Below are 21,752 nucleotides of genomic sequence, written 5' to 3' on the forward strand. Positions count from 1 at the left end.
ACATGTTGCTGACCACCTCCATAGGAGGTGGTGTTTATGCAGGGATAAATAAAGCCGCTTAAAAAAGCGGCTTTATCGTCTAATATCATCACAGATTTCGCTAAGAAGCCCGTTCCTTAATTTCCGGGGATTCACTCGCAAAACCACGTAAGCCCACTACGTGAACGTGCTCATGATTCTGATGCACCTTACGCACCAGCTTATACGTTGTCCCTTTTTCCGGGCTGATATTCTCCGGCGCAGCGATAATCAACTGCATTTCCAGGCGATCGCAGAGTTCAAACAGCGTCGCGATCGATTTGGCATCCAGACGGGCCGCTTCATCCAGGAACAGTAAACGGCATGGAGAGATATCTTTGCCGCGTAACCGTTTGGACTCCTCTTCCCAGCTCTGAACCACCATGACCAGAATCGACATCCCCGTACCGATCGCCTCCCCGGTCGACAATGCGCCGCTCTCAGCACGTAACCAACCATCGGCACCGCGGTTGACCTCAACTTCCATTTCCAGATAATTCCGATAATCCAGCAGTTCTTCACCAATGGTTTGCGGTGTCCGCTGCCCCATGTCGATTTCCGGGTTCAGGCGTTGATACAGTTTAGCCAGGGCTTCCGAAAAGGTTAGCCGATTGCTGTTAAACAGATCCTGATGCATCTCCTGCTGTTCAGACAAAACATTCAGCAGCGTGGTGTGCGTTTCACGCACATTCACGTTCAGGCGTACACTCTTTACCTGGCCAAACGCCACGGATTGCAGCCCCTGGTTCAGCATTCGAATGCGGTTCTGTTCACGCTGGATCGTCTTGCGGATAATATTCGCCACGCTGCGTGAACTGATCGCCAGCATTTGCTCGCGCGCGGTCAGCTCTTCCGTCAGACGATTAAGCTCAATTTCCATCTGCTCAATGGCCTCAACCGGATCATCGGTGCGGATGATATCCTGCCGGATGCGTTCGCGCAGGTGTTGATACACGGCGATATAGAACTGAATTTTCCGCTCGGGACGTTTAGGATCTTCAGAAAGACGCAGTACGTCACGCAAATGCTCGTTATCCGCAACCGCCAGACGCAGGGCGCCCAAGGCTTTATCCGACATAGAACGCAGTTCGTCGCCATCCATGTAGGCCAGTTCACGGCGATGTAAGCGACGTTCCACGCCGTTATCTTTAACCAGGCGCATTACCGCACACCAGCCGGCCTTCGCCGTGACCACCTGCTCCCGCATCTGATGATAATCACGTTCCAGCTTGCGCAGTTTCTTTTGCAGGCCATCCATCTCCGCTTCACAGAACGTAATCTGTTTTTCCAGCTGATTGCGACGCGAGCGATTCTCGCTCAACGCGGTATGCAGTTCGTCACGGCGCTGACGAGCCCGTGACTCGGCGTCGGCATCCGCCCTGACGCCAATGTCCTGTAGCTCCTGGGTCAGTTCTTTCAACATGTCGCGCTTGGCGTCATAAGAACTTTTCAGTGAAGCCTGGAGCTGGCTGTATTGCGTAAGCTGTGACTGATGCTGACGCAGTTGCTCCCGGGCTCTCGTCCGTTCCGCTTCGGCCTGTTCCAGACGCTGACGAAGTTTGTCGTTGAGATCGGCGTTCTCGCCCAGCATCCCGGCAGAATCGGTATAGCTGAAGTGCGCCCGGCGCTGTACGACCTCCGTCAGGGAGAATGCCTGTTGCTTGGCGTGGCGCTGTGCATTTTGCGCCTGCGCATAATCTTCTTTTAACTGCTCATGCTGCTGTGGATCGTTTTGCAATACCGAAACCATCGGCTCCAGTTTGGCCAACGTGGCGCCATGCTGTTGAATAAACCGCACGGACTCTTCTGTTTCATCCAGCTCCGCACGAATTTCTTCAACCCGATCGTACAGACTGTCATCGCATAGCAGGCTAACGCGAGGGATCAGCCGGTTCAGCATGGCACTGAGCTCTTTTGCCTGTTCGTACTGCTGACGCTGCTGCTGATTTTCACCGTCAAAGTTGGCGATGGCGCGCTCAAGCTCACCACGGCGTGAATTTAAGCCACGGATATCCGTTTCAGGATCGTCATCAAACGCGACGGCCAGATGGGTACCAATAAAACGGCTGAACGACTGGTGTAAACGCTGGGTCTTTTGTACATCAAAAGAGAGCGTCGCGTACTGTTCCGCCAGCGCTTCGCGCTCATCACGCAGGCTTTCCAGCCGCATTTCGCGTGCCGCACGACCAAACAGCGGAACGTCAGGGAAACGGGAATAGCGCCACTGGCGTTCCGCCACTTTTACCACCACCGCGCGTTCCAGCTCTTCCACCGCAAAAACGCTGTCGTCGAACGACTGCGGATCCCCTTCGATCAGATATAAATCTTCCGGGCAATCTTCCAGTCCGGCCAACTGTTCCCGAACCAGCGAGAGATCCGCAACCACGATCCCATGACGTGAAGGGCCGTAAAGCGCGGAGAAATACGGCGCATCATCCAAAGTGACATCGTCGTAGATTTCCGACAGCAATACGCCGCCAAAACGTTCCGCCAATGCATTCAGCCGCGGATCTTCGGACCCACCGGGCTGACTCAGCCGTTCAATCTGGGCTTCGATATGCCGTTTGCGGGTGGCGATCTCATCGCGTTCAACCGTGGTTTCACGCTCACGCTCCAGCAACTGCTGCATGTACTCCGTTACCTGACGGCTGTCTTCAAATGTTTCGCCGCTTTGCTCGCTCAGCTGCGTCAACATTTCCTGCGCCGCCAGCCAAACCGGCGCTCGTGCCGTCAGTTGCTGAATCCGCTGTTGGATTTGTTCCAGTTCCTGGCGCAACGCCATACGGCGTTCCCCAGCCTCAGCCACCAGCGACGACAGGGTTTCGATTCGCGCCTCCAGCTCCTGCTGAAGAGAATCCAGTTCTTCCGGCTCACACTCCTGACCGTGACGCTTGTTGAAATCCTGTAGCAGCCGTTCGGCATCCTGCTGTTCACGCAGACGCTGTTCCAGCTCCGATAAACGCATGCGCAGCGGCTGCACGCGCTCAGCCTGATAGCGCTGCGAAGAACTATCGCGCAATAGATCGCGCGCAACCTGCCAGGCTTCGCTGCGACTGACGGCGCCGGCGATCCGGGAAACCAGCTCATAGGCTTGTTCAAACTGGCTGTGCGCCGCATCGGCCACGCTCAGCTTTTGCTCAAGCATCAGCAGAATTTCTGTCGCTTCCTGCTCTTTCGCCTGATAACTGTCCAGATACTCATCGGCATTGTCAGCGGTCAGATCCGGCAATTGACACAGCGTCCGCGCCCGCTCCAGCGCTTGTTGCGCCTGCTGGTACTGAATGGCCCGGGTTTGCTGTACATCCAATGCCTGCTGATAATCGGCCAGCTGACTTTTCAGCTCATCCACTTCCAGCTCGGCCGCATCGGCCCGGGATTCATTTTCAGCCTGTTGCTCGCGCGCTTCTTCAACAATCTCATTTTGCTCTTCGAGACGGTAGCTCAGTTCTTCCAGATCCGCGTTATAGCGCTCGATTTTTTCCTGCTGACGCATCGCCGTCTGCACCAGATTCAGGTGATCGCTGGCCGCCTGATAATCCGTTTCCAGAGAGTCTTCTGCGCCGCTTTGCTCTTCCAGCTCTCGCGCCATTTCAACATGACGATATTGCTCGGCAGAGAGTTGTTTACGGCTGCCAAACAGGTCGCGGCGCAGTTCCAGCGCGCTATCCAGATGAATACGTCGCTCATTGGCATGACGCATATAGTCGGCAGCCACATAAGAGGTCGCCTCAGAAATCAAATGTTTGAACAAGTCACGATCGGACTGGGTAACGCGAATGGCCTCCAGCGTCATGCGGTTTTCACGCAGCGCGGCTTCCATATCCTGAAACGCCTTGCGCACGCCGCTGTTTTCCGGCAGCAAATAATCACGCAATGAACGCGTGATGGCGCTGGAGATGCCGCCATACAACGATGCTTCAATCAGGCGATAAAATTTGCTGCGGTCGGCGGCGGAACGCAGACGACGAGGAACCACGCCCAGATCAAACATCAGGGAATGATAATCCGTGATGGAGTTGAACTGTTTGAACTGGACGCCTTCCATTTCTTCAACACGATCTTTCAGTTCCTGCAAGGAAAGTACACGCGCCTGACGCTCGCCCACCGTCTGGGTCAGCAGTTGCGTCGGCTGAATCGCGGTTGGCAATCCCTGAATGGTAAACGGCTTGATATCGACCTTGCGATCGCGCCCGGCGACCTGTTGCAGGCGTACCCCCACCAGCACACGCTGATGACGGGAATTGACGACATCCAGTGCGGAATAACACACACCGGCACGCAATTTACCGTGCAGGCCTTTATCACGGGAACCGCTGGTGGCCCCGGCTTCAGTGGTGTTTCTAAAGTGCAATAATGTCAGATCGGGGATCAATGCCGTAATAAACGCCGCCATGGTGGTGGACTTTCCGGCCCCGTTGCCTCCCGACAACGTGGTCACCAATTCATCCAGATCAAACGTGCGGGCGAAAAAACCATTCCAGTTGACCAGCGTCAGTGAGCGAAATTTACCGCGTTCAATCATTCCTGTTCATCCTCAACACTCTCAGGCGGGGTATCGTCTGTGCGATCGTTCTCGTCACTTTCATCTTTCAGTGACAGGTTACCGTCAACCGGCATCGCTTCGCCATCGCGAATCATCCGCAATTGCGCCTCACGCGCGTCATCGCCGCTGCGCACATCGGCGCCGAAGCGGAAAACCGACTCGGTGATTCGAAACTTGCTGTTGTCACTGCCCATAAAGTAGATCATCCCCAGCCGCCGTAAGCGATTAAGAGAGGTTCTCACTTTTTCCTGTAATTTCTGGCGATCCAGATCGGAACCGGTTGAACGCTGGTTAACCAGCCTCAGTAATTTGTTTTCATCCGCCAGGCTGAGCAGTTCTTCGTACAGCTCTTGCTGGCTGAAAATACCTTCATGCGCCAGACGCTCCGGGCTGAGGTATAAATAGCAAAGAATTTTCCCCACCATCATATCCAGTTCGGACAGGACCGAACGGGGGATCAGCGTGGTGGAACGCGGCCGCAAATAGAAGAAACCTTCTGGCGCACGAATCAGCTCGACGTTATAACGGCTGTAAAACGATTCCAGTTCTTCCTGAAAATCCATCAGAAAAGCATGATTTTCCAGCTCTTCGATGCCGATATGACGGCCTGCGCGCAGTTGGCTGTCCAACGCGGGAAACAACAGGTTCGACAGCGCGGTGACCAGTCTGGCTGGTATGATATGTTCAATATTTGTCGATGACATGGGCCTGTACCTTGGCTCCGTAATCATTGATTACCTGCCACAGCGCAGGTAATCCGGTGAAATCTGCTTCGGCCACGCCCAGACGCACCGCCTGGTCGACCACGATTCGGGCAACATCAAAGTGCCGGGAACGAGGATACTGCGCCAGATATTCGCGCATCACATCGCTTAAATTGAGCGGTATTTGCTGCTCTTTGTATTTCTGTAACGACTGCTCGACCAACGCAATCAACTGCTCACGTATTTCGCTGAATTCTTCATATTCCAGCTCTGGCGGCAACTCGCCCGTCACCTCTTCACTGCGTAACGCCAATTCTTCATCGCGCATATCCAGCAACCGATCGGCGTTGGCAAAGGTGAGTGCCCAGGGATGATCAAAATAACTTTGTACCGACTGACGCAGGCGTTGCGCAAACACCCGGTTTTTATCCATATCAATAGCGGTACGGATAAATTTATGCACATGCCGGTCGTAGCCAATCCATAGATCGATAGTCTGCTGGCCCCAACTGACAATACGGTCAAGTTTGCTTTGCAGATCGAAGACCAGCTTATCGACAAATTCCAGATTGTGTGGATTGTCCAGAATGGCGTCCTGAATACTCAGCAGGCTGGCCTGTAGTTTGTCGCCGGCGGCTTCCAGCGTATCCTGCAATTCACGCAAGGTGCTCGAGGTTTCCGTCAGCAACTGTTCGCAGCTGCTAATCGCCGCTCGCCAGTCCTGATTCAGCAACGCGGCAATATCCTCTTTTACGCCCTGCTGTTGTTCATCCATCACTCGCTGGGATAAATCAATACTGTCAAAAATCTCTGCAACCGAGTATTTCAACGGCGCGAACACATTACGATGCCAGTGGAACTCATCACCGCCCTCTTCTGCCGCCTCTGCCGCCCGGCTAAGTTCCTGGGCCACAATCGAAAGCTGCATGGAGAGGCGCAGCGCAGAGAATTCACGCTGACGAATGTAGTAATCGGTAATGCCGATACCCAACGGCGTCAGACGATAAATGGCATTGCCTTCCGCCTGTTCACTGGTAAAGCGATTAAGCAACCGCTGGCGAACCAGATCATTGATGGCATTATTGGCACGGACCGTAATGGTTTCGTCCGTTTGATCAAATCCCTGACTGACATGGCGAAAGGCATCGACCAGTTCTCCTTCGCTCATTTCACCATCCATGCGTTCGCCATTGAGCGTAGCTATTGCCAGTAAAAAGGCCAGACGTTCAGTGGGAAGGGAAAGGGAAAAATCATTTTTTCGTGCCCAGGCGACCAGTTCGGGTACAGTCTGGGAAAAATCACTCATAATGCATCCTTCAAATGGGGTTTATGCGCCATGACATGGATATAACGACCCAAGCTTACGAAGGGTTCCTGCCGGCAATAACGCTGTTCAAGCTCCAGAATCTCGGCAAAATTATCACGTTGTTGCTGTTTATTCTGCAAATAATCGTGAAATACCCGCACTCCCGTTTTACCGCTGATGGACAGCCCCATATCCTCAAGCCAACGATAAACCTGCTGAGGTTCCAACGGATGATCGGGTGACAGCGACCGCCGCTTGCGCTTGGGCATACCGGCTTGTACATAGGCAAAATTACCCAGCACCATATTACGCATCAGCAAGCCATGATGGTTATAAAACATCAGGGATAACGCGCCCCCCGGTGACAGACAGTCATTCAATATTTCCAGCACTTGCTGTGGCTGAGCCACCCATTCCAGCACCGCATGAAACAATATCAGATCGGCGGGCCTTTCCATATATTGCACGATATCTTGCGCCGCACTTTGTACAAAGCGCATATTCTGGATCACACCTTGCGTGGTCGCCGCTTCTTTGGCGCGCTGAATCATCTCATCTGATAAATCGCACAACAATACCTGATGTCCTAAAGCTGCCAGACGACAGGCCATATGCCCTTCACCGCCGCCGGCATCCAGTACCCTTAACGGCCGTGCCGGAAGCCGGGTGAGCAACCCCTCAAGATCCTGCCATAGAATCGCCTGTCGCAGTGCACCTTTTGTCGTGCCATAAATATTCTGGGCAAATTTCTCTGCGATATCGTTAAAATTGCGATCCTGCATGGGTTAATGGTTCCGCATCATAGATTCAGGGCGAATAAAAACGCATGGCAATCCAGCACATCAGATGCCTTAAAGCCTGCCATTTTGGCACAGGCTGACCTAGAATAAATCGTCTTACCACATAATATCTGCCCGGATGCGGTTTTTTCACCCAAAAGGAACGCAATTTTATGCTTTTCGCACTTAAAAAATTTGTCGGTAGCCTGTTGCTGCCCCTTCCACTGCTATTGATCCTGATGGGCGTCGGCCTGCTGTTCCTGTGGTTTACCCGGCGTCAACGCACCGGCAAGACGCTGATTTTAGTAAGCTGGCTTATCCTTGTGCTGCTCAGCATCCAGCCAATTGCCGATCGCCTGCTGTTACCGCTGGAAACGCGCTATCCCACCTGGCAAGCCGATCGGCCCCAGGCAGATTATATCGTGGTGCTGGGCGGCGGCTATACATATAACTCCGACTGGGCTCCCAGTTCCAATCTCATCGGCAACAGCCTGCCACGGGTCACCGAAGGTATTCGCCTCTATCACGCCAACCCCGGAGCAAAAATGATTTTCACCGGCGCGGCAGCGCAAGGGAACCCGGTCAGCAGCGCCAGAACCGCGGCGCTGGTTGCCGAAAGTCTGGGGGTTCCACCGCAGGATATCCTGCTGGTGGATAGCGCAAGGGATACGGAAGAAGAAGCCGCCGGTACGGCGAAAATTGTCGGCAGTCAGCCTTTTTGGCTGGTGACATCGGCAAGTCATTTACCTCGCGCAATGCGTTTTTTCCAGGCTGAAGGACTTAATCCCATGCCTGCACCGGCGAACCAATTGGCCATCACTACCGCCCTTAACCCGTGGGAAAAAATCTTCCCTTCAGCCTATTATCTGTCGCATAGCGAGCGGGCCTGGTATGAAACACTGGGACGTATCTGGCAAAGCCTGAAAGGTACGGAAACAGAGCCAGAGCAATGACGCTCTGCGCTACTCCAGCCAGGGCGCAAGCTCACGGGACGCCAGATCAAAGAGTTGGCGATCCAGTTGCCCGGTGTGGATATAACGGGAAACCGCTTCCCAGATGACATACAGCCAGCGCCGGTATACGAAGGACTCTGAAACCGGCGCTTTCTTGAGATAGTGATATAACAGCTGTTCCGGCATCCCTGATTCACAAAGCCGGAATAGCTCATACTCTCTGGGCGCCCAAAGCATCATCCCCGGATTAATCATCGCCAGTAGCTGATCGGTGCGGGCATCTTTCAACATACTGCGCAACGAGAGATTGCCGTGCACCAACACACAGCTGTCATTGAAATCATCGAATAATTCAGGCAACTCCTGACGGGAACGATAAAGCAGGCTGCGATCGGCCTGTGTTAACTGAGGCGCGGTGACATTGAGCAGCGTGGCCCACAACACTTCCAGACGCTGCTGATACCAGCTAATCCAATCATTTTCCTGCGAACTGTCGACAGAGCCGACACAGCCATGGCTATCAATGCGATGCCAGGCCAGGACGCCCTCTACGATTTGATCCATCAACAACGTCCAGCGCTGTGCGGTACGCGTCGGCGCTTCAACCGACACGCCGCGCAGACGTTCGATCAGCAACAGCTCTTTATAGGGAGATTGCTGAGTAATCACCAAACCGTATACCGTCGGCAGGCGAACATCTCCTTCACGCGCCAGCATGGATAGCTTGTAGGCCTCCTGCTGCGCAACGCCTTGACAAACATAACTTTTGGCGAGTAAAGGAATGGCATTGCCTTCTTTATCGTACAAAGCATATAAATGCGCATAGGGTTGCTCGCTGATACGTTCAAGACGACTCAGGCTTTCCCCCAACACCGTGCTTAATTCCGCTTTTAACTGTTCCATAAACGGCAAAACCTCTACTGAGCAGAATCGCTCCACTCGTCATGATGCGGTCAACAAATGACAATTTCCCCAATGCAGATCAAATAAAGCAGGATCAATGACACATCCCAAATAGACTGAAAATTTGATAACTGGAATAAAATACGATTACATATTTCGGATACAAATAAAAACGGGGATTTTCATAATTTGAAAATCCCCGTTTTTATTTAATTATTCACCTGCTTAGTATTTTTAGCTTAACGATTAGCCATCACCTGTCGCACACGCACTAAATCTTCTGGCGTATCAACACCGACACTGGGAATCGCTTTTGCCACGGCAACGTGGATCTTTTCGCCGTACCACAGAACGCGCAATTGCTCCAGCAGTTCAATTTGCTCTAACCGACTAGGCGCCCAGCTGACATAGCGTCGGACGAACCCTGCACGATACGCGTAGATACCAATATGCCGTAAGAAATGATCGCCGATGCTCTCCCTGGATTGAGCAAAACGCTCACGCTCCCAGGGGATCGTCGCCCGTGAAAAATACAACGCATATCCTTCGGCATCCGTGACCACTTTAACCGCATTAGGATTGAACGCTTCTTCACTGGTTTCTATCGGCACAGCCAACGTCGCCATACCGGCATGGCAGGAGGACAGATTTTCCGCTACCTGACGGATAATGACCGGCGGAATAATAGGTTCATCGCCCTGTACATTCACGATGATTTCGTCATCGGCAAAGCCATAACGTTCGATCACTTCGGCAAGCCGTTCCGTACCGGAGTTATGGGCTGGGCTGGTCAGGCACACTTCTCCGCCGGCCTGCTGAATCGCCGTTTGTACATCGGGGTGGTCGGTAGCGACAATCACGCGCCGGGCCCCTGATTCCAGAGCCCGTTCCATGACATGGAGCACCATCGGTTTGCCATTAATATCCGCCAGCGGTTTGCCAGGCAAACGACTCGACGCAAAGCGCGCTGGAATAATAACCGTGAAAGTCATTGTGTTATCTCATCAGCGCCTAAGGTACGCGCTTCACTTTCCAGCAATACCGGAATGCCATCACGCACGGGATAAGCCAAACCATCAACCTTGCATATCAGTTCCAGCTTTTCTTTATTGAAGTACAAACGTCCGTTACATACCGGACAAGCAACGATCTCAAGTAAACGGTGATCCATGTTTCCTCCATCATATACCTGCCATACGGCAAGTTGCAGTTGCGTTGGCTTTCCTGCGACTCGAATTATTTAAGGTATAGAAGCTATCTAACAGGGTTATGAGAAGACCGCAGGCCTATTCAGCCAGCAACCCGTTTTTAAACTAATGCTTAGCCAACACGGTTTCCAATTGGCGAAGCAATTGCGTCGCATGCGGCTCGGACAACACCGCATCCACCGGGAGATACCACCAGTTAGCGCACGCAAATGCCCTGCACTTTACCGCATCTTTCTCCGTCATTAACAGCGGCTGTCTCTCATCTAAGGTTAACGGTTTAAGCTGATCCAACTGATAGCTTTGATGATCGGCAAAAGCGATTTCACGTGAAATGCTGACGCCTGACTGGCGCAGCGTGGCGAAAAAACGTGGAGGATGACCAATCCCCGCCATCGCCACGACATTTTGCAAACGGGAAACGTCACATTTTTCGCCCGAAAGCAGATTAATCGCCATACCGGCAGTCAGCATCATGGCGATTTCGCCTTCACGCGGGATACCGCCATTCACGATAATCGCGTCCACCGTGGCCAACCGGCTTTCCCGCTCGCGCATGGGGCCAGCAGGTAGCCACCAGCCATTGCCAAAGCGTCGAATGCCGTCCACCACCACTAACTCCATATCACGCGCTAAAGCATAATGCTGTAACCCGTCGTCGGTAATAACCATATCCAGCGGATAATGTGCCAGCAACGCCTCTACGGCCAGACGACGCTCCGGCGCAACGGCAACCGGCGCCCCGGTGCGCTGATAAATCAGCACAGGTTCGTCACCGGCCTGCGAAGTCGTAACGCCATTATCAACCAGCAAGGGATAGCGATCCGCTTTGCCGCCATAGCCCCGGGACACCACGCCAACCCGATAGCCTTTTTGTTGCAACTGCTCGACCAGCCAGATAACTACAGGCGTTTTTCCGTTGCCGCCGGCGGTCAGATTCCCCACCACCACCACCGGTACCGGTGCGCGCCAGCTTTTACGCCACCCCCACCGATAACTTTGGCGGAGCAGAAATGCAATCCCCCCGTATAACAACGAGAGGGGAACCAGGAGCCAATAAAGTGGCGAGCGCCCTGACCAGATACGTTCAATCATTCGCCGAACTGCATTTTATGTAGCTGTGCGTAAGCGCCATTCCTAGCCAGTAAAGTAGCATGCTCACCGCGCTCAATAATGTGTCCATCCTCAACAACCAGGATTTCGTCAGCATTCTCAATGGTAGACAGACGATGCGCGATAACCAACGCGGTACGATCTTTTTGCAACGCATCCAGCGCCGCCTGAATCGCCCGCTCGGATTCCGTATCCAATGCGGAAGTCGCTTCGTCCAGCACCAGGATAGGACAGTTGCGTAACAGCGCGCGGGCAATAGCAATACGCTGACGCTGACCACCAGAAAGCAGCACGCCATTTTCACCAATTATAGTATCCAGTCCATTGTCCATTTTGCTGATAAAATCCATCGCATACGCCATTGTCGCCGCACGTTCTATTTCCTCACGGCTATAACGGTCATTACAGGCATAAGCAATATTATTGGCGATGGTGTCATTAAACAGGTGCACGTTCTGTGAAACCAATGCCACCTGATTACGCAGCGAAGCCAACGTATATTCACGGAGATCGTGTCCGTCCAGCAGAATTTCACCTGACTGAATGTCATAAAAGCGCGTGATCAGATTAGCAATGGTGGACTTACCAGAGCCTGAACGCCCAACCAACGCCACGGTTTTCCCCGGCGGAATGTGCAAGCTGATATTCTTCAGCGCCAGCGTCTCTTTTCCCGGATAGGAAAAATTGACATTGCGGAATTCGAGATCGCCTTTCGCCCGGTCAATCTCCAGTTTGCCATTATCTTTTTCCTGCTCCATATCCAGAATGGCAAACAGTGTCTGACAGGCTGCCATCCCACGCTGAAATTGCGCATTAACGTTAGTCAATGACTTCAGCGGGCGCATCAGCGCAATCATGGAGGAGAAAACCACCGTAATCGTCCCCGCCGTCAGCGTGTCCATAACGCTGGGGATACTGGCAGCGAACAGAACGAACGCCAGTGCCAGTGAAGCAATCAATTGAATAATCGGATCAGAGATTGAAGAAGCGGAAACCAATTTCATCCCCTGCTGGCGCATGCGATTGCTAACCTTATCAAAGCGCCTGGTTTCCACATCCTGACCGCCGAAAATCAGCACCTCTTTGTGGCCTTTCAGCATCTGCTCTGCGCTGGTGGTCACGTGCCCCATAGTGTCCTGCATGCTTTTACTGATATTACGAAAACGTTTAGAAACAACACGAATGGCAAGCGATACAATCGGTGCAATGACAATCAGAATGATAGAGAGCTGCCAGCTGTAATAGAACATCAGAATGAAAAGGCCAATAATAGACGCCCCTTCCCTGACTACCGTAATCAGCGCATTTGAAGAGGACGCCGCAACCTGTTCTGAATCATAGGTGATACGGGACAGGAGGGTTCCCGTTGACTGCTGATCGAAGAAAGAAACCGGCATCCCCATCATATGGGCAAACAGCCGGCGACGCATGTTCATCACCACCTTGCCGGACACCCAGGCCACACAGTAACTGGAAACAAAACCGGAAGCACCGCGCATCAGCATCAGGCCAATGACCACCAGTGGCATCCAGACCAGTACCGAACGATCGGCTTTACCAAATCCTTCATCCAGCAAGGGCTTAAGCAGAGACAGCATCAACGTGTCGCCAGCCGCATTAATAATCAGTGCGATCGCGGCCACAGCCAGCCCCGTTTTAAAAGGAGAGATCATCGGCCATAGGCGACGAAAGGTCTGCCAGGTGGAGAGATCTTTATCATTCAGCATGCAATAAACCTGAGCCAGGAAAGAAATAGCCGCCTATTTTACTCATTATAACGCTTTACGCCAAACCACTGATGATACCAACGGGGCGATATTTGTTCTCTAAAACGTAATATGTGCCACGAATCGCTGAAAAAACGCGCGCTCAGTTGTCCGGATGCCGCGGTATCCAACCAGTTATAACCATGCTGCCGATAGCGCTCGACAATTTTCGTCGCAGGCAGTCTCCACGGGTTATAGCGTGCGGTAGAAACAGCGACATACCCTGCATTAACCGCCCGGATAAACGGCGGAGAGGAAGAGGTATTACTGCCATGATGAGGAATTTGTAACAAATCCGCAGTTAACGCACTTCTTTTCCATTTAACCAACTGTTTCTCCGTTTCAGATTCAATATCTCCCGTCAGCAGAACCCGATGTTTCCCATCGTCGATACGTATCACGCACGAATCATTATTCTCTGCTCTATTCACCAGAGCCGTCGGCCACAAAACGGTGAAAGTTAACCCCTGCCAGTTCCACATATCGCCTTGTAAACAAGGTAAATACCCTTTCTGGTTAAAGGAACTGTAAACTTTTGCCAGAGGATAGGCCTGATGAATTTTCTCCAGGCCACCGGTGTGATCCATATGACTGTGGCTCAGAATGATTTTTTCCACGCTGAGTCCGCGCCAGCGCAGATAGGGTAATATTTCTCTCGTCGCCATATCGCCCCCTTCCCAGCGATTTCCCGTATCGTACAGTACCGCTTTTCCATCACGCTCGATGACAATCGCCAGTCCATGCCCCACATCCAACATATCGACCCGCCAGTCAGGCTCGTCGTTTTTTACCCGGGACATGACAAGAAGCACGATCAAGGCTCCCAGCGTACCGGGGTAGATTTTCCACCATTTAAAACGCCAAATCGCAACCATTAACCAGCCGGCTACGCTGCCAATCAGCAGGGATGCGTCAAGATGTACCCAGCCAGTCTGCAAATAGGAAAGCGGTACAAACACCGCTCTCAACGACCCATCTCCCAACGTCCACAGCCAGCCACTCAAAACCGTGAGCGACATCATGGGTAAGGCCAGCAAAATAAGCGGCGTGGTAATAAATGAAACCACCGGAACCGCCCACAGATTGGCCGGTAGAGATGTCAGGCTGAAACCGTGAAACAGACTGAGTTGTAAAGGCATCAGCAGCAGGGTTACCCCGGTTTGCAGATGTATCCATCGCAAGAAGAACCAGCGAAACCGCGTTTGGCAACGAAGAGGTAATGGCGCCCATTGAAACCAGAAAATAAGCGCGGCCACGGCCAGACAGGAGAGCCAGAAACTGTCGGACAGTACGCTGAGGGGATCGCATAACAGAACAATTGCCACGCACCATAACCAGACTTGCCACGATGAGCAGATCACGCCTCTGATTTTCAACGCCATCCAGACAGAAAGCGCCAATGCCGCTCTGACGGCGGGGGGATTTCCGCCTGCCAGCCAGACATAGATCCAGGCGATTAACACGCTGACCAGCAATGGAAACCGATAGCCGATCCGATGAGCGGGAAAACCATATTGTATCGCCCGGGCCAGTCCCCAGCCGAATCCGCCGGCCAACGCGATATGCAGACCGGAAATCGCCATCAGATGCATGGTCCCGGTTTTCTGTAAAATAGCCTTGATTTCAGGGGCCACCGTTTTCATTTCACCGAAAGCCAACGCCAGCAAAATAGCACGCCACGGTAACGCCGCCGTTTGCCGTTCCGCTTGCGAAATAATACGCTGGCGGAAGTCACATTCGGAATTGATGGCCTGCGCTGACACCATCCTTCCCGAAAAAGGCTGGCGCTTCGATATCGTCCATCGCTGGCTGTCGAATCCGCCTTCATTCAGCCGGCTATGGACCGGACGCAGATTCACGGTCGCCGCCCACCGTTGACCACCACACCAGTTCCGCATGTCATTCGATAGCGTTACCTGAGCGTAGAGTGGAGGAAAGATCCATGTCTGATTAACTTTCTCTAACCTGACAACAATCTGAGTTTCATCAAGCTCAACAAAACGTACGCTGCTAATCGTGACGACAGCATTAACGGTTCGCTGCGCCAGTTGATCGATTTGCTTTAGCAATGACTGAGCCGTTAAGCCCGCCCAACAAAAACTGAAAAGCATAACGGCTGCCGTTACCTGAAAAAAACCGCGTTTCCCTGTCAGAATCGTGGCGACGGACAGGATCACCCCCAGCCATAACGCCCCGGACGGCGGTATATTGGGCAGTATCGCCAGGGGGAAAACCCCAAGAACAGCCGCAATGGCAAGGGCACTTATCGATATTTTCATTGCATCCGTCCCTGGGGAAAATACGCATTCCTGTTAATACGCGCCACACTGTGAATCATGTTGCATCACGTGCTATCAGCCCAGATCAAAAAATGAAAACTGGAACTCGCTACGCAACAAGGGTTATAGGTTGCAATGAGTTGCAGGCGACAGGCGAAAAGGAATCCAGAATGAGGAGCCGGATTTGGGACAGGAGAGAAAAGCGGACAGCAACAAAAAGGGATCGCAGATGCGATCCCTATGACGATAGCGGTCTCTGTTACCAGAGAGAGTATACGGATGAGGTTATTTCACTTCACCCATGACTTTCAGTTTCTTGGACAGTTCACGGCGTTCTTTCGACAAATCTGCATTTTTAATGATGTAATCATCAACGCGATCTTCATAATCGCTACGCATGTTTGCAATGATGCCTTGTACATCTTCAATGGTCATACCCGGCTTCAGATACTCGCTCAGGTTATCAAGCAGTAAAACGCGCTTCTGGTTGTCACGGATTTTCTTTTCGTTATCAATGATTTCACGCTGCAACTTATTCTTGCGGCGAAACGTGCGCACAAATTCCAGAACGTCCTGGAAACACGGTTTAGTGTCCTTATCCATTTATTTACCCTTACCTTAAGTCATACACAGATACTTTACGCTCACCATACAGGTTAACCACGCCACCTTTCAAGTTACCGGTTGCCGCCGTCGGTGATCGGACGTTTTTTCTGTCATCGGTTAATCAACGATAATACACGGCAATGCGCTGATTATGAACCTGCTCAATCACGACTTCAGTATCAAAAATGTCTTCAAGGATCTCGGACGTCATGATCTCTTCCGGTTTCCCACTGTAGATAATCTGCCCTTTTCGCATGGCGATGATGTAATCGGAATAGGCGGAAGCAAAATTGATATCGTGAATAACCAAAACAATCGTTTTACCCAGCTCATCCGCGGCACGACGAATTTGTTTCATCATGGAGACCGCATGCTTCATATCCAGATTATTCAGCGGTTCGTCCAACAGCACGTATTCCGTATCCTGACACAGCACCATCGCCACATAAGCCCGCTGGCGCTGTCCACCGGAAAGCTCATCTAAAAAACGGTCTTTAAATTCAGTCAGATTAAGGAATGCCAGCGCGGCGGCGATACGCTCATGGTCGTCGGCATTCAACCGTCCTTTGGTATAAGGATAGCGTCCGAACCCAACCAGTTCCGCAACCGTTAACCGACTGGTGAACTGGTTTTCCTGACGTAACACTGACAGACAGGTTGCCAGTTTATCGCTCGGCGTCGTTGTCACATCCATGCCATTGACGTTGACTCGTCCTTGATCGGCATCCAACAAACGGCTGACGATAGATAACAGCGTCGATTTCCCTGCCCCATTCGGACCAATGATCGACGTAACGCCACCGCGGGGGATCGTCGCCGTGACGTTTTTTAATACCGCAACATTATTGTAGGTTTTGGTTACATTACCGATTTCAATCACACGGAAACCTTTTTAAGTAACAATAAGATGAACAGAGAACCACCAATAAATTCAATGACAACGGACAACGCGCCGGCCATACCGAGGAGGTGTTCCAGAATCAGTTGTCCGCCCAGCAGCGCAATGACCCCCAGCAAAAAAGCTGCCGGCAGTAAAAAACGATGCTGGCTGGAGCCAACAACCAGATACGCAAGATTGGCGACCATAAAGCCGAGGAAGGTTAACGGCCCCACCAGCGCCGTTGATATTGCCACCAGAACAGACACCAGCAGCAGGATAATCGTTACGCTGCGTTTATAGTCCATTCCCAAATTGATGGCCGTATTACGTCCCAATGCCAGCACATCAAAACGAAAGCGCATGCGCCATATTACCAGGGCGACCGCAAAGGTGATCGCGGCAGATAACGCAATCAATTCAGGCACCGCGCGGGTAAAGGTGGCAAACATTCGCCCCTGCACAATAGCGAATTCACTGGGGGTCAATAAACGCTGCATCAGATTCGCCATACTGCGAAACAGCGTACCGCAGATAATCCCGACCAACAGCACCAGATGAAGATTGTTGCGGCTACCGGTAAATAGCCACCGGTACAGGATCGCAGAAAACAAAATCAGCAGCACCGCTTCAAGCGCAAACTTGCCGCCGACGCCCAACTGCGGTATGCCGCCAACGCCGAACATAAAGACCAACGCCGTCTGAATAAGGACAAACAACGCCTCAAACCCCATGATCGACGGTGTCAAAACACGGTTGTTGGTGACAGTCTGAAACAGAACCGTCGATGCGCTGGCGGCAAAAGCGACGAGTAACATAGTGGCCAGCATCAACCCGCGGTGCACCATAATGTATTTCAGGTTACTGCCGAGATTGATGGTCATAAATATCACGACCAATGCCAGTGATATCCCGGCCAGCCACATCAGACGCAAGCGGGGGGACAAACCCGCTCGCCTTTCGCCGACAGCAGCGGACATCGTGGTATTACGTTCATTAACCGACATGGCGTTTTTGGCTTAACAGTAAAAGAAGGAAAACAACGGCGCCGATCACACCGAGGATCACACTCACAGGAATTTCAAATGGATAGCGAATTACCCGGCTGATGATGTCACAGAACAGCACCAAACCACCACCCAGCAAACAAACCCAGGGAATCGTTTTACGCACATTATCGCCGAGCAACATGCTGATCAAATTAGGCACGATCAGGCCGAGAAAAGGCAGATTACCGACCACCACCACCACGCCGCTGATAACGGCGATAATGGATAGCCCCATCAACATCACCTGCCGATAGTTCAGCCCGACGTTGACAGAGAATTCCCGCCCCATTCCCGCGACGGTAAAACGGTCAGCAATCCAGCAAGCCACCAGCGTCAACACACCGACCAGCCACAGCAATTCATAGCGACCTTGCAGCACACCGGAGAAATCCCCCGACTCCCAGCTTCCCAGGGCCTGCAATAGATCAAAATGCAAGGCGCCAAAGGTAGTGATGGAGCTGATTACCGCCCCCAGCATAATTCCCACCAGCGGGACAACCAGTGCCGATTTGAGCACCACACGCCGCAGCAACATCATGAACAGCAAGGTGCCCCCCAGGGCAAACACGCTGGCGACAGCCATCTTGGTAAAGACGGTGGCGCTCGGCGCCAGCACCATGACAACCAGCAATCCCAGACCGGCAGACTGCGTTGTTCCCGCCAGCGATGGCTCGACAAAACGGTTCTGGGTCAGTAACTGCATAATCAACCCGGCCACGCTCATGGCGCTACCAGCCAAAAGCAAAGCCAGCGTACGCGGTACGCGGCTGATAAAGAAAATATCACGCATCGCCGGATCGGTCCAAACCGCCCGCATGTTTATCTGCCCCGCGCCAATAAACAAGCTGGTGACAACCATGCAGGCAAGCAAAAGCACACCGAGAGAAAAATAGAGAGATTTCATTATTCTGCCACGACCTACCGTTATTTTTTATGCTGGGCTATTTTGCCGTCACCCTGGGGCCGTCACTGCGTGACGTTGAAAATCGCTCCCGGCGATTTTTTATTCAGCGCATCGTTCACATCACGAATCAGCGCCTGATAACTTTGCAAACCGCCTGCGATATAAAGCGAAGCGGAGTCAAGATAGATAACGCGGTTGTTTTGCCAGGCAGCTGTTTTATGAATCAGTGGGTTATCCAACACCTGCTGCGCAGATTCACTGCCGGGGCGACCAATCGCATTGTCGCGATCAAGAACGAATAGCCACTCCGGGTTTACGCGCAACAAAAACTCCGACGTCACCACATTGCCATGAGGCCCGGAATCAGGGAATTCGCTCGCCGGTTTAAATCCTAACTCATCGAAAACAAAGCCGAAACGGGATTTCGGGCCATAAGCAGACATTTTTCCGCCACTCACCATCAGCACCAGCGCACTGCCGGCGCTGGCCGCTTTCTCATGGGTCTGGGCGATGTGCTGTTTGAAGTCCGCCAATTGTTTTTTGGCTTCCTCTTCTTTGCCAAAAATCGTTCCCAACTGTTCGACACGCAGCGTAAAGCTGCTCATAAACTGATGTTCATCAACATCCATGGCGATTGTCGGCGCAATGGCGCTTAGTTTATCGTAGGCATCAAGGGTACGCCCGCCGGCAATAATCAGATCGGGCTTGGCGCTGCTGAGCGCTTCGTACTTCGGTTCGAATAACGTACCGGCATCGAGGTACTGATCACTGCTATATTTGGAAAGAAACTCGGGCAAACGCGTACCGCTCTTTGGCACACCGGCGATATCCACTTTCAGCGCATCCAACGTGTCCAAAACCGCCGGGTCGAAAACGATAACTTTCCTGGGCGGCTGAGGCACCTGTGTCGTTCCCTGCGCGTGCTCAATGCTGATCGTATGCGTCCCTTCGCCTGTCGACGGCGTCTGATCGCATCCGGCCAGCGCCAGCAATGACGCGAATAATGTTGTTTTCACCGTAATCGCTACGTTCACCCGCATTCTTGTCTCCTGCTTATTGCCTGAGGAAACGCTCAAGCAATAAGACATTTCATTATCATTCGCATTAGGGTGGAAAATTGTAACGAATGCGGATACGGATGACTAGCGATTATGGGGGCGCGGAAATTGACCCGCATCAGGAAAGCGCGATAGAAAACGGTATTCAATGTTATCCTTAACGTTTTCTTACCTGTTTTCACCTGAAAGCAATCATTTAGTTAAACGTAATTATGGCCGATAAAACGCAACCTACTTTCTTTATCCACGACTATGAGACGTTCGGCAAACATCCGGCGCGCGATCGTCCCGCGCAGTTTGCCGGTATCCGTACGGATATGGATTTCAATATCATCGGTGAACCGCTGGTCATTTATTGCAAGTCGACCGATGACTATCTGCCTGAACCCGAGGCCGTCATGATCACCGGGATCACCCCGCAGTTGGCCATGTCAAAAGGGGTGAATGAAGCCGAGTTTGCCCGCCATATTCACGATGCTTTCAGCGTGCCCGGCACCTGTATCATGGGTTACAACAATATCCGGTTCGATGATGAAGTCAGCCGTAATATTTTTTATCGCAACTTCTATGATCCCTATGCCTACAGTTGGCGAAACGGCAATTCGCGCTGGGATTTACTGGATGCATTGCGCGCGTGTTATGCGCTGCGCCCCGAAGGTATTGTCTGGCCAGAAAATGAGGATGGCTTGCCCAGTTTCAGACTGGAGCATTTGACCCGGGCCAACGGCGTGGCGCACGAACACGCGCATGACGCAATGTCCGATGTCTATGCCACGATTGCCATGGCAAAACGGCTGAAACAGGCTCAGCCCAAGCTTTTTGATTACCTATTCCAGCTACGTAATAAGAACAAAGTCAGCCAGCTTATCGATGTTCCACAAATGAAGCCGCTGGTGCATGTTTCCGGCATGTTCGGCGCGGCAAGAGGCAACACCAGTTGGGTCGTGCCGCTCGCGTGGCACCCGGATAACCGTAATGCGGTCATCATGTGCGATCTGGCCGGCGATATGGCGCCCTTACTGACCATGGATGCCAGCGCGTTGCGAGAACGCCTGTATACGCGCCGGGATCAGCTGACTCACGATCAGAGCGCTGTGCCAATCAAACTGGTTCATATCAATAAATGTCCGGTTCTTGCTCCGGCCAGCACCTTGCGGCCGGAAGACGCAGCCCGGCTGGGCATTGATCGTCAGCGCTGTCTGGACAATCTGGCTCTGCTGCGCCACAACACGCAGGTCAGAGAAAAAGTCGTCGAACTGTTTGCCGAACCTTCGGCATTCCCGCCATCCAGTGATGTTGACCTCAGGCTGTACGATGGCTTTTTCGGTGACGCAGACCGGATGTCCATGCAGATTATTCTGGAAACGGCGCCCCAGAATCTCCCGGCATTGGATCTCAAATTTGTCGATAATCGTCTGGAGCCTCTGCTGTTCCGCTATCGGGCGCGCAACTTTCCCAATACGCTGGATTATGGTGAACAACAGCGTTGGTTACAGCATCGGCAGGAGGTGTTTACCGCTGAACGCCTGCAGGAATATATTGCTGAACTGGATGCGCTTTATCAGCGTTATGACGGTGATAAACAAAAAACCGATCTGATCAAGGCACTCTTTACGTACGCGCAAACGCTGGCCAGTTAACCGATAGCTGCCGTAAAAAACCACCTGCATAGCAGGTGGCATTGATTTC

The 21,752-nt window shown here is 52.3% G+C and carries 17 protein-coding genes; 2 read left to right on the forward strand and 15 right to left on the reverse strand.

The genetic code is table 11. The features are described 5' to 3' along the window. Positions 1 to 100 precede the first annotated feature (100 nt). The 4 genes from mukB to cmoM are packed head-to-tail and all read right to left on the reverse strand — an operon-like array spanning position 101 to position 7,353. Complete coding sequence (gene mukB, locus B4923_RS20260) at positions 101 to 4,540, reverse strand: chromosome partition protein MukB (protein ID WP_109491500.1); 4,440 nt, start codon at positions 4,538 to 4,540, stop codon at positions 101 to 103. Then, positions 4,537 to 5,265: a chromosome partition protein MukE gene (gene mukE, locus B4923_RS20265; protein ID WP_109491501.1), complete on the reverse strand. Its 729-nt coding sequence runs from the start codon at positions 5,263 to 5,265 to the stop codon at positions 4,537 to 4,539. Before mukE ends, mukB begins: the two co-directional genes overlap by 4 nt. Continuing rightward, entirely contained in the window at positions 5,246 to 6,571 is a 1,326-nt protein-coding gene (gene mukF, locus B4923_RS20270; RefSeq protein ID WP_109491502.1) for a chromosome partition protein MukF, read from the reverse strand. Before mukF ends, mukE begins: the two co-directional genes overlap by 20 nt. After that, on the reverse strand, positions 6,568 to 7,353 hold the full coding sequence (cmoM, locus tag B4923_RS20275) for a tRNA uridine 5-oxyacetic acid(34) methyltransferase CmoM (protein WP_109491503.1): 786 nt from the start codon (positions 7,351 to 7,353) through the stop codon (positions 6,568 to 6,570). Before cmoM ends, mukF begins: the two co-directional genes overlap by 4 nt. 170 nt (positions 7,354 to 7,523) lie before the next feature. Here cmoM and elyC point away from each other — a divergent pair, with 170 nt between their 5' ends. Further along, the gene (gene elyC / locus B4923_RS20280) at positions 7,524 to 8,303 is read left to right on the forward strand and encodes an envelope biogenesis factor ElyC (RefSeq protein ID WP_109491504.1); all 780 of its coding nucleotides are present in this window, start codon (positions 7,524 to 7,526) and stop codon (positions 8,301 to 8,303) included. A 9-nt stretch (positions 8,304 to 8,312) separates the two neighbouring features. Here elyC and B4923_RS20285 read toward each other — a convergent pair whose 3' ends face one another. From B4923_RS20285 to B4923_RS20335, 11 genes are all read right to left on the reverse strand, one after another. Next, positions 8,313 to 9,206 carry a YcbJ family phosphotransferase gene (locus B4923_RS20285; protein ID WP_109491505.1) on the reverse strand — a complete coding sequence of 298 codons (894 nt, stop codon included), beginning with the start codon at positions 9,204 to 9,206 and terminating at the stop codon, positions 8,313 to 8,315. A 239-nt stretch (positions 9,207 to 9,445) separates the two neighbouring features. Next, positions 9,446 to 10,198: a 3-deoxy-manno-octulosonate cytidylyltransferase gene (gene kdsB, locus B4923_RS20290; protein ID WP_109491506.1), complete on the reverse strand. Its 753-nt coding sequence runs from the start codon at positions 10,196 to 10,198 to the stop codon at positions 9,446 to 9,448. After that, entirely contained in the window at positions 10,195 to 10,377 is a 183-nt protein-coding gene (locus tag B4923_RS20295; protein WP_109491507.1) for a Trm112 family protein, read from the reverse strand. Before B4923_RS20295 ends, kdsB begins: the two co-directional genes overlap by 4 nt. Before the next feature lie 142 nt (positions 10,378 to 10,519). After that, positions 10,520 to 11,506 carry a tetraacyldisaccharide 4'-kinase gene (gene lpxK / locus B4923_RS20300; protein ID WP_109491508.1) on the reverse strand — a complete coding sequence of 329 codons (987 nt, stop codon included), beginning with the start codon at positions 11,504 to 11,506 and terminating at the stop codon, positions 10,520 to 10,522. After that, complete coding sequence (gene msbA / locus B4923_RS20305) at positions 11,503 to 13,251, reverse strand: lipid A ABC transporter ATP-binding protein/permease MsbA (RefSeq protein ID WP_109491509.1); 1,749 nt, start codon at positions 13,249 to 13,251, stop codon at positions 11,503 to 11,505. The genes lpxK and msbA overlap by 4 nt, the downstream gene beginning before the upstream one ends. A 38-nt stretch (positions 13,252 to 13,289) precedes the next feature. Next, the gene (locus B4923_RS20310) at positions 13,290 to 15,569 is read right to left on the reverse strand and encodes a ComEC family protein (protein ID WP_211313980.1); all 2,280 of its coding nucleotides are present in this window, start codon (positions 15,567 to 15,569) and stop codon (positions 13,290 to 13,292) included. 285 nt (positions 15,570 to 15,854) lie between these two features. After that, positions 15,855 to 16,172 (reverse strand): PTS system regulator TmaR, encoded by a 318-nt coding sequence (gene tmaR / locus B4923_RS20315; protein WP_109491510.1) that lies wholly within the window; start codon positions 16,170 to 16,172, stop codon positions 15,855 to 15,857. A gap of 124 nt (positions 16,173 to 16,296) precedes the next feature. Next, on the reverse strand, positions 16,297 to 17,055 hold the full coding sequence (locus B4923_RS20320) for an iron ABC transporter ATP-binding protein (RefSeq protein WP_109491511.1): 759 nt from the start codon (positions 17,053 to 17,055) through the stop codon (positions 16,297 to 16,299). Further along, on the reverse strand, positions 17,052 to 18,059 hold the full coding sequence (locus B4923_RS20325) for an iron chelate uptake ABC transporter family permease subunit (RefSeq protein WP_109491512.1): 1,008 nt from the start codon (positions 18,057 to 18,059) through the stop codon (positions 17,052 to 17,054). The genes B4923_RS20320 and B4923_RS20325 overlap by 4 nt, the downstream gene beginning before the upstream one ends. Next, on the reverse strand, positions 18,049 to 19,005 hold the full coding sequence (locus B4923_RS20330) for an ABC transporter permease (RefSeq protein ID WP_109491513.1): 957 nt from the start codon (positions 19,003 to 19,005) through the stop codon (positions 18,049 to 18,051). The genes B4923_RS20325 and B4923_RS20330 overlap by 11 nt, the downstream gene beginning before the upstream one ends. A 62-nt stretch (positions 19,006 to 19,067) precedes the next feature. Then, a complete protein-coding gene (locus tag B4923_RS20335) occupies positions 19,068 to 20,045 on the reverse strand; it encodes a siderophore ABC transporter substrate-binding protein (RefSeq protein WP_109491514.1) in 978 nt (325 codons plus the stop codon). Positions 20,046 to 20,275: 230 nt separating this feature from the next. Here B4923_RS20335 and sbcB point away from each other — a divergent pair, with 230 nt between their 5' ends. Further along, positions 20,276 to 21,703 (forward strand): exodeoxyribonuclease I, encoded by a 1,428-nt coding sequence (gene sbcB, locus B4923_RS20340; RefSeq protein ID WP_109491515.1) that lies wholly within the window; start codon positions 20,276 to 20,278, stop codon positions 21,701 to 21,703. The last annotated feature ends 49 nt before the right edge of the window (positions 21,704 to 21,752 follow it).

The sequence above is a fragment of the Brenneria roseae subsp. americana genome (genome assembly GCF_003115815.1).
GTDB lineage: Bacteria > Pseudomonadota > Gammaproteobacteria > Enterobacterales > Enterobacteriaceae > Brenneria > Brenneria roseae.

Bases quoted from the DNA above. Each gene is read 5' to 3' on its own strand.
- elyC (WP_109491504.1), top strand. From the start codon at position 7,524: ATGCTTTTCGCACTTAAAAAATTTGTCGGTAGCCTGTTGCTGCCCCTT.
- B4923_RS20285 (WP_109491505.1), bottom strand. From the start codon at position 9,206: ATGGAACAGTTAAAAGCGGAATTAAGCACGGTGTTGGGGGAAAGCCTG.
- cmoM (WP_109491503.1), bottom strand. From the start codon at position 7,353: ATGCAGGATCGCAATTTTAACGATATCGCAGAGAAATTTGCCCAGAAT.
- mukF (WP_109491502.1), bottom strand. From the start codon at position 6,571: ATGAGTGATTTTTCCCAGACTGTACCCGAACTGGTCGCCTGGGCACGA.
- mukB (WP_109491500.1), bottom strand. From the start codon at position 4,540: ATGATTGAACGCGGTAAATTTCGCTCACTGACGCTGGTCAACTGGAAT.
- kdsB (WP_109491506.1), bottom strand. From the start codon at position 10,198: ATGACTTTCACGGTTATTATTCCAGCGCGCTTTGCGTCGAGTCGTTTG.
- tmaR (WP_109491510.1), bottom strand. From the start codon at position 16,172: ATGGATAAGGACACTAAACCGTGTTTCCAGGACGTTCTGGAATTTGTG.
- B4923_RS20330 (WP_109491513.1), bottom strand. From the start codon at position 19,005: ATGAAATCTCTCTATTTTTCTCTCGGTGTGCTTTTGCTTGCCTGCATG.
- lpxK (WP_109491508.1), bottom strand. From the start codon at position 11,506: ATGATTGAACGTATCTGGTCAGGGCGCTCGCCACTTTATTGGCTCCTG.
- sbcB (WP_109491515.1), top strand. From the start codon at position 20,276: ATGGCCGATAAAACGCAACCTACTTTCTTTATCCACGACTATGAGACG.
- msbA (WP_109491509.1), bottom strand. From the start codon at position 13,251: ATGCTGAATGATAAAGATCTCTCCACCTGGCAGACCTTTCGTCGCCTA.
- B4923_RS20295 (WP_109491507.1), bottom strand. From the start codon at position 10,377: ATGGATCACCGTTTACTTGAGATCGTTGCTTGTCCGGTATGTAACGGA.
- B4923_RS20335 (WP_109491514.1), bottom strand. From the start codon at position 20,045: ATGCGGGTGAACGTAGCGATTACGGTGAAAACAACATTATTCGCGTCA.
- B4923_RS20310 (WP_211313980.1), bottom strand. From the start codon at position 15,569: ATGAAAATATCGATAAGTGCCCTTGCCATTGCGGCTGTTCTTGGGGTT.
- B4923_RS20325 (WP_109491512.1), bottom strand. From the start codon at position 18,059: ATGTCGGTTAATGAACGTAATACCACGATGTCCGCTGCTGTCGGCGAA.
- mukE (WP_109491501.1), bottom strand. From the start codon at position 5,265: ATGTCATCGACAAATATTGAACATATCATACCAGCCAGACTGGTCACC.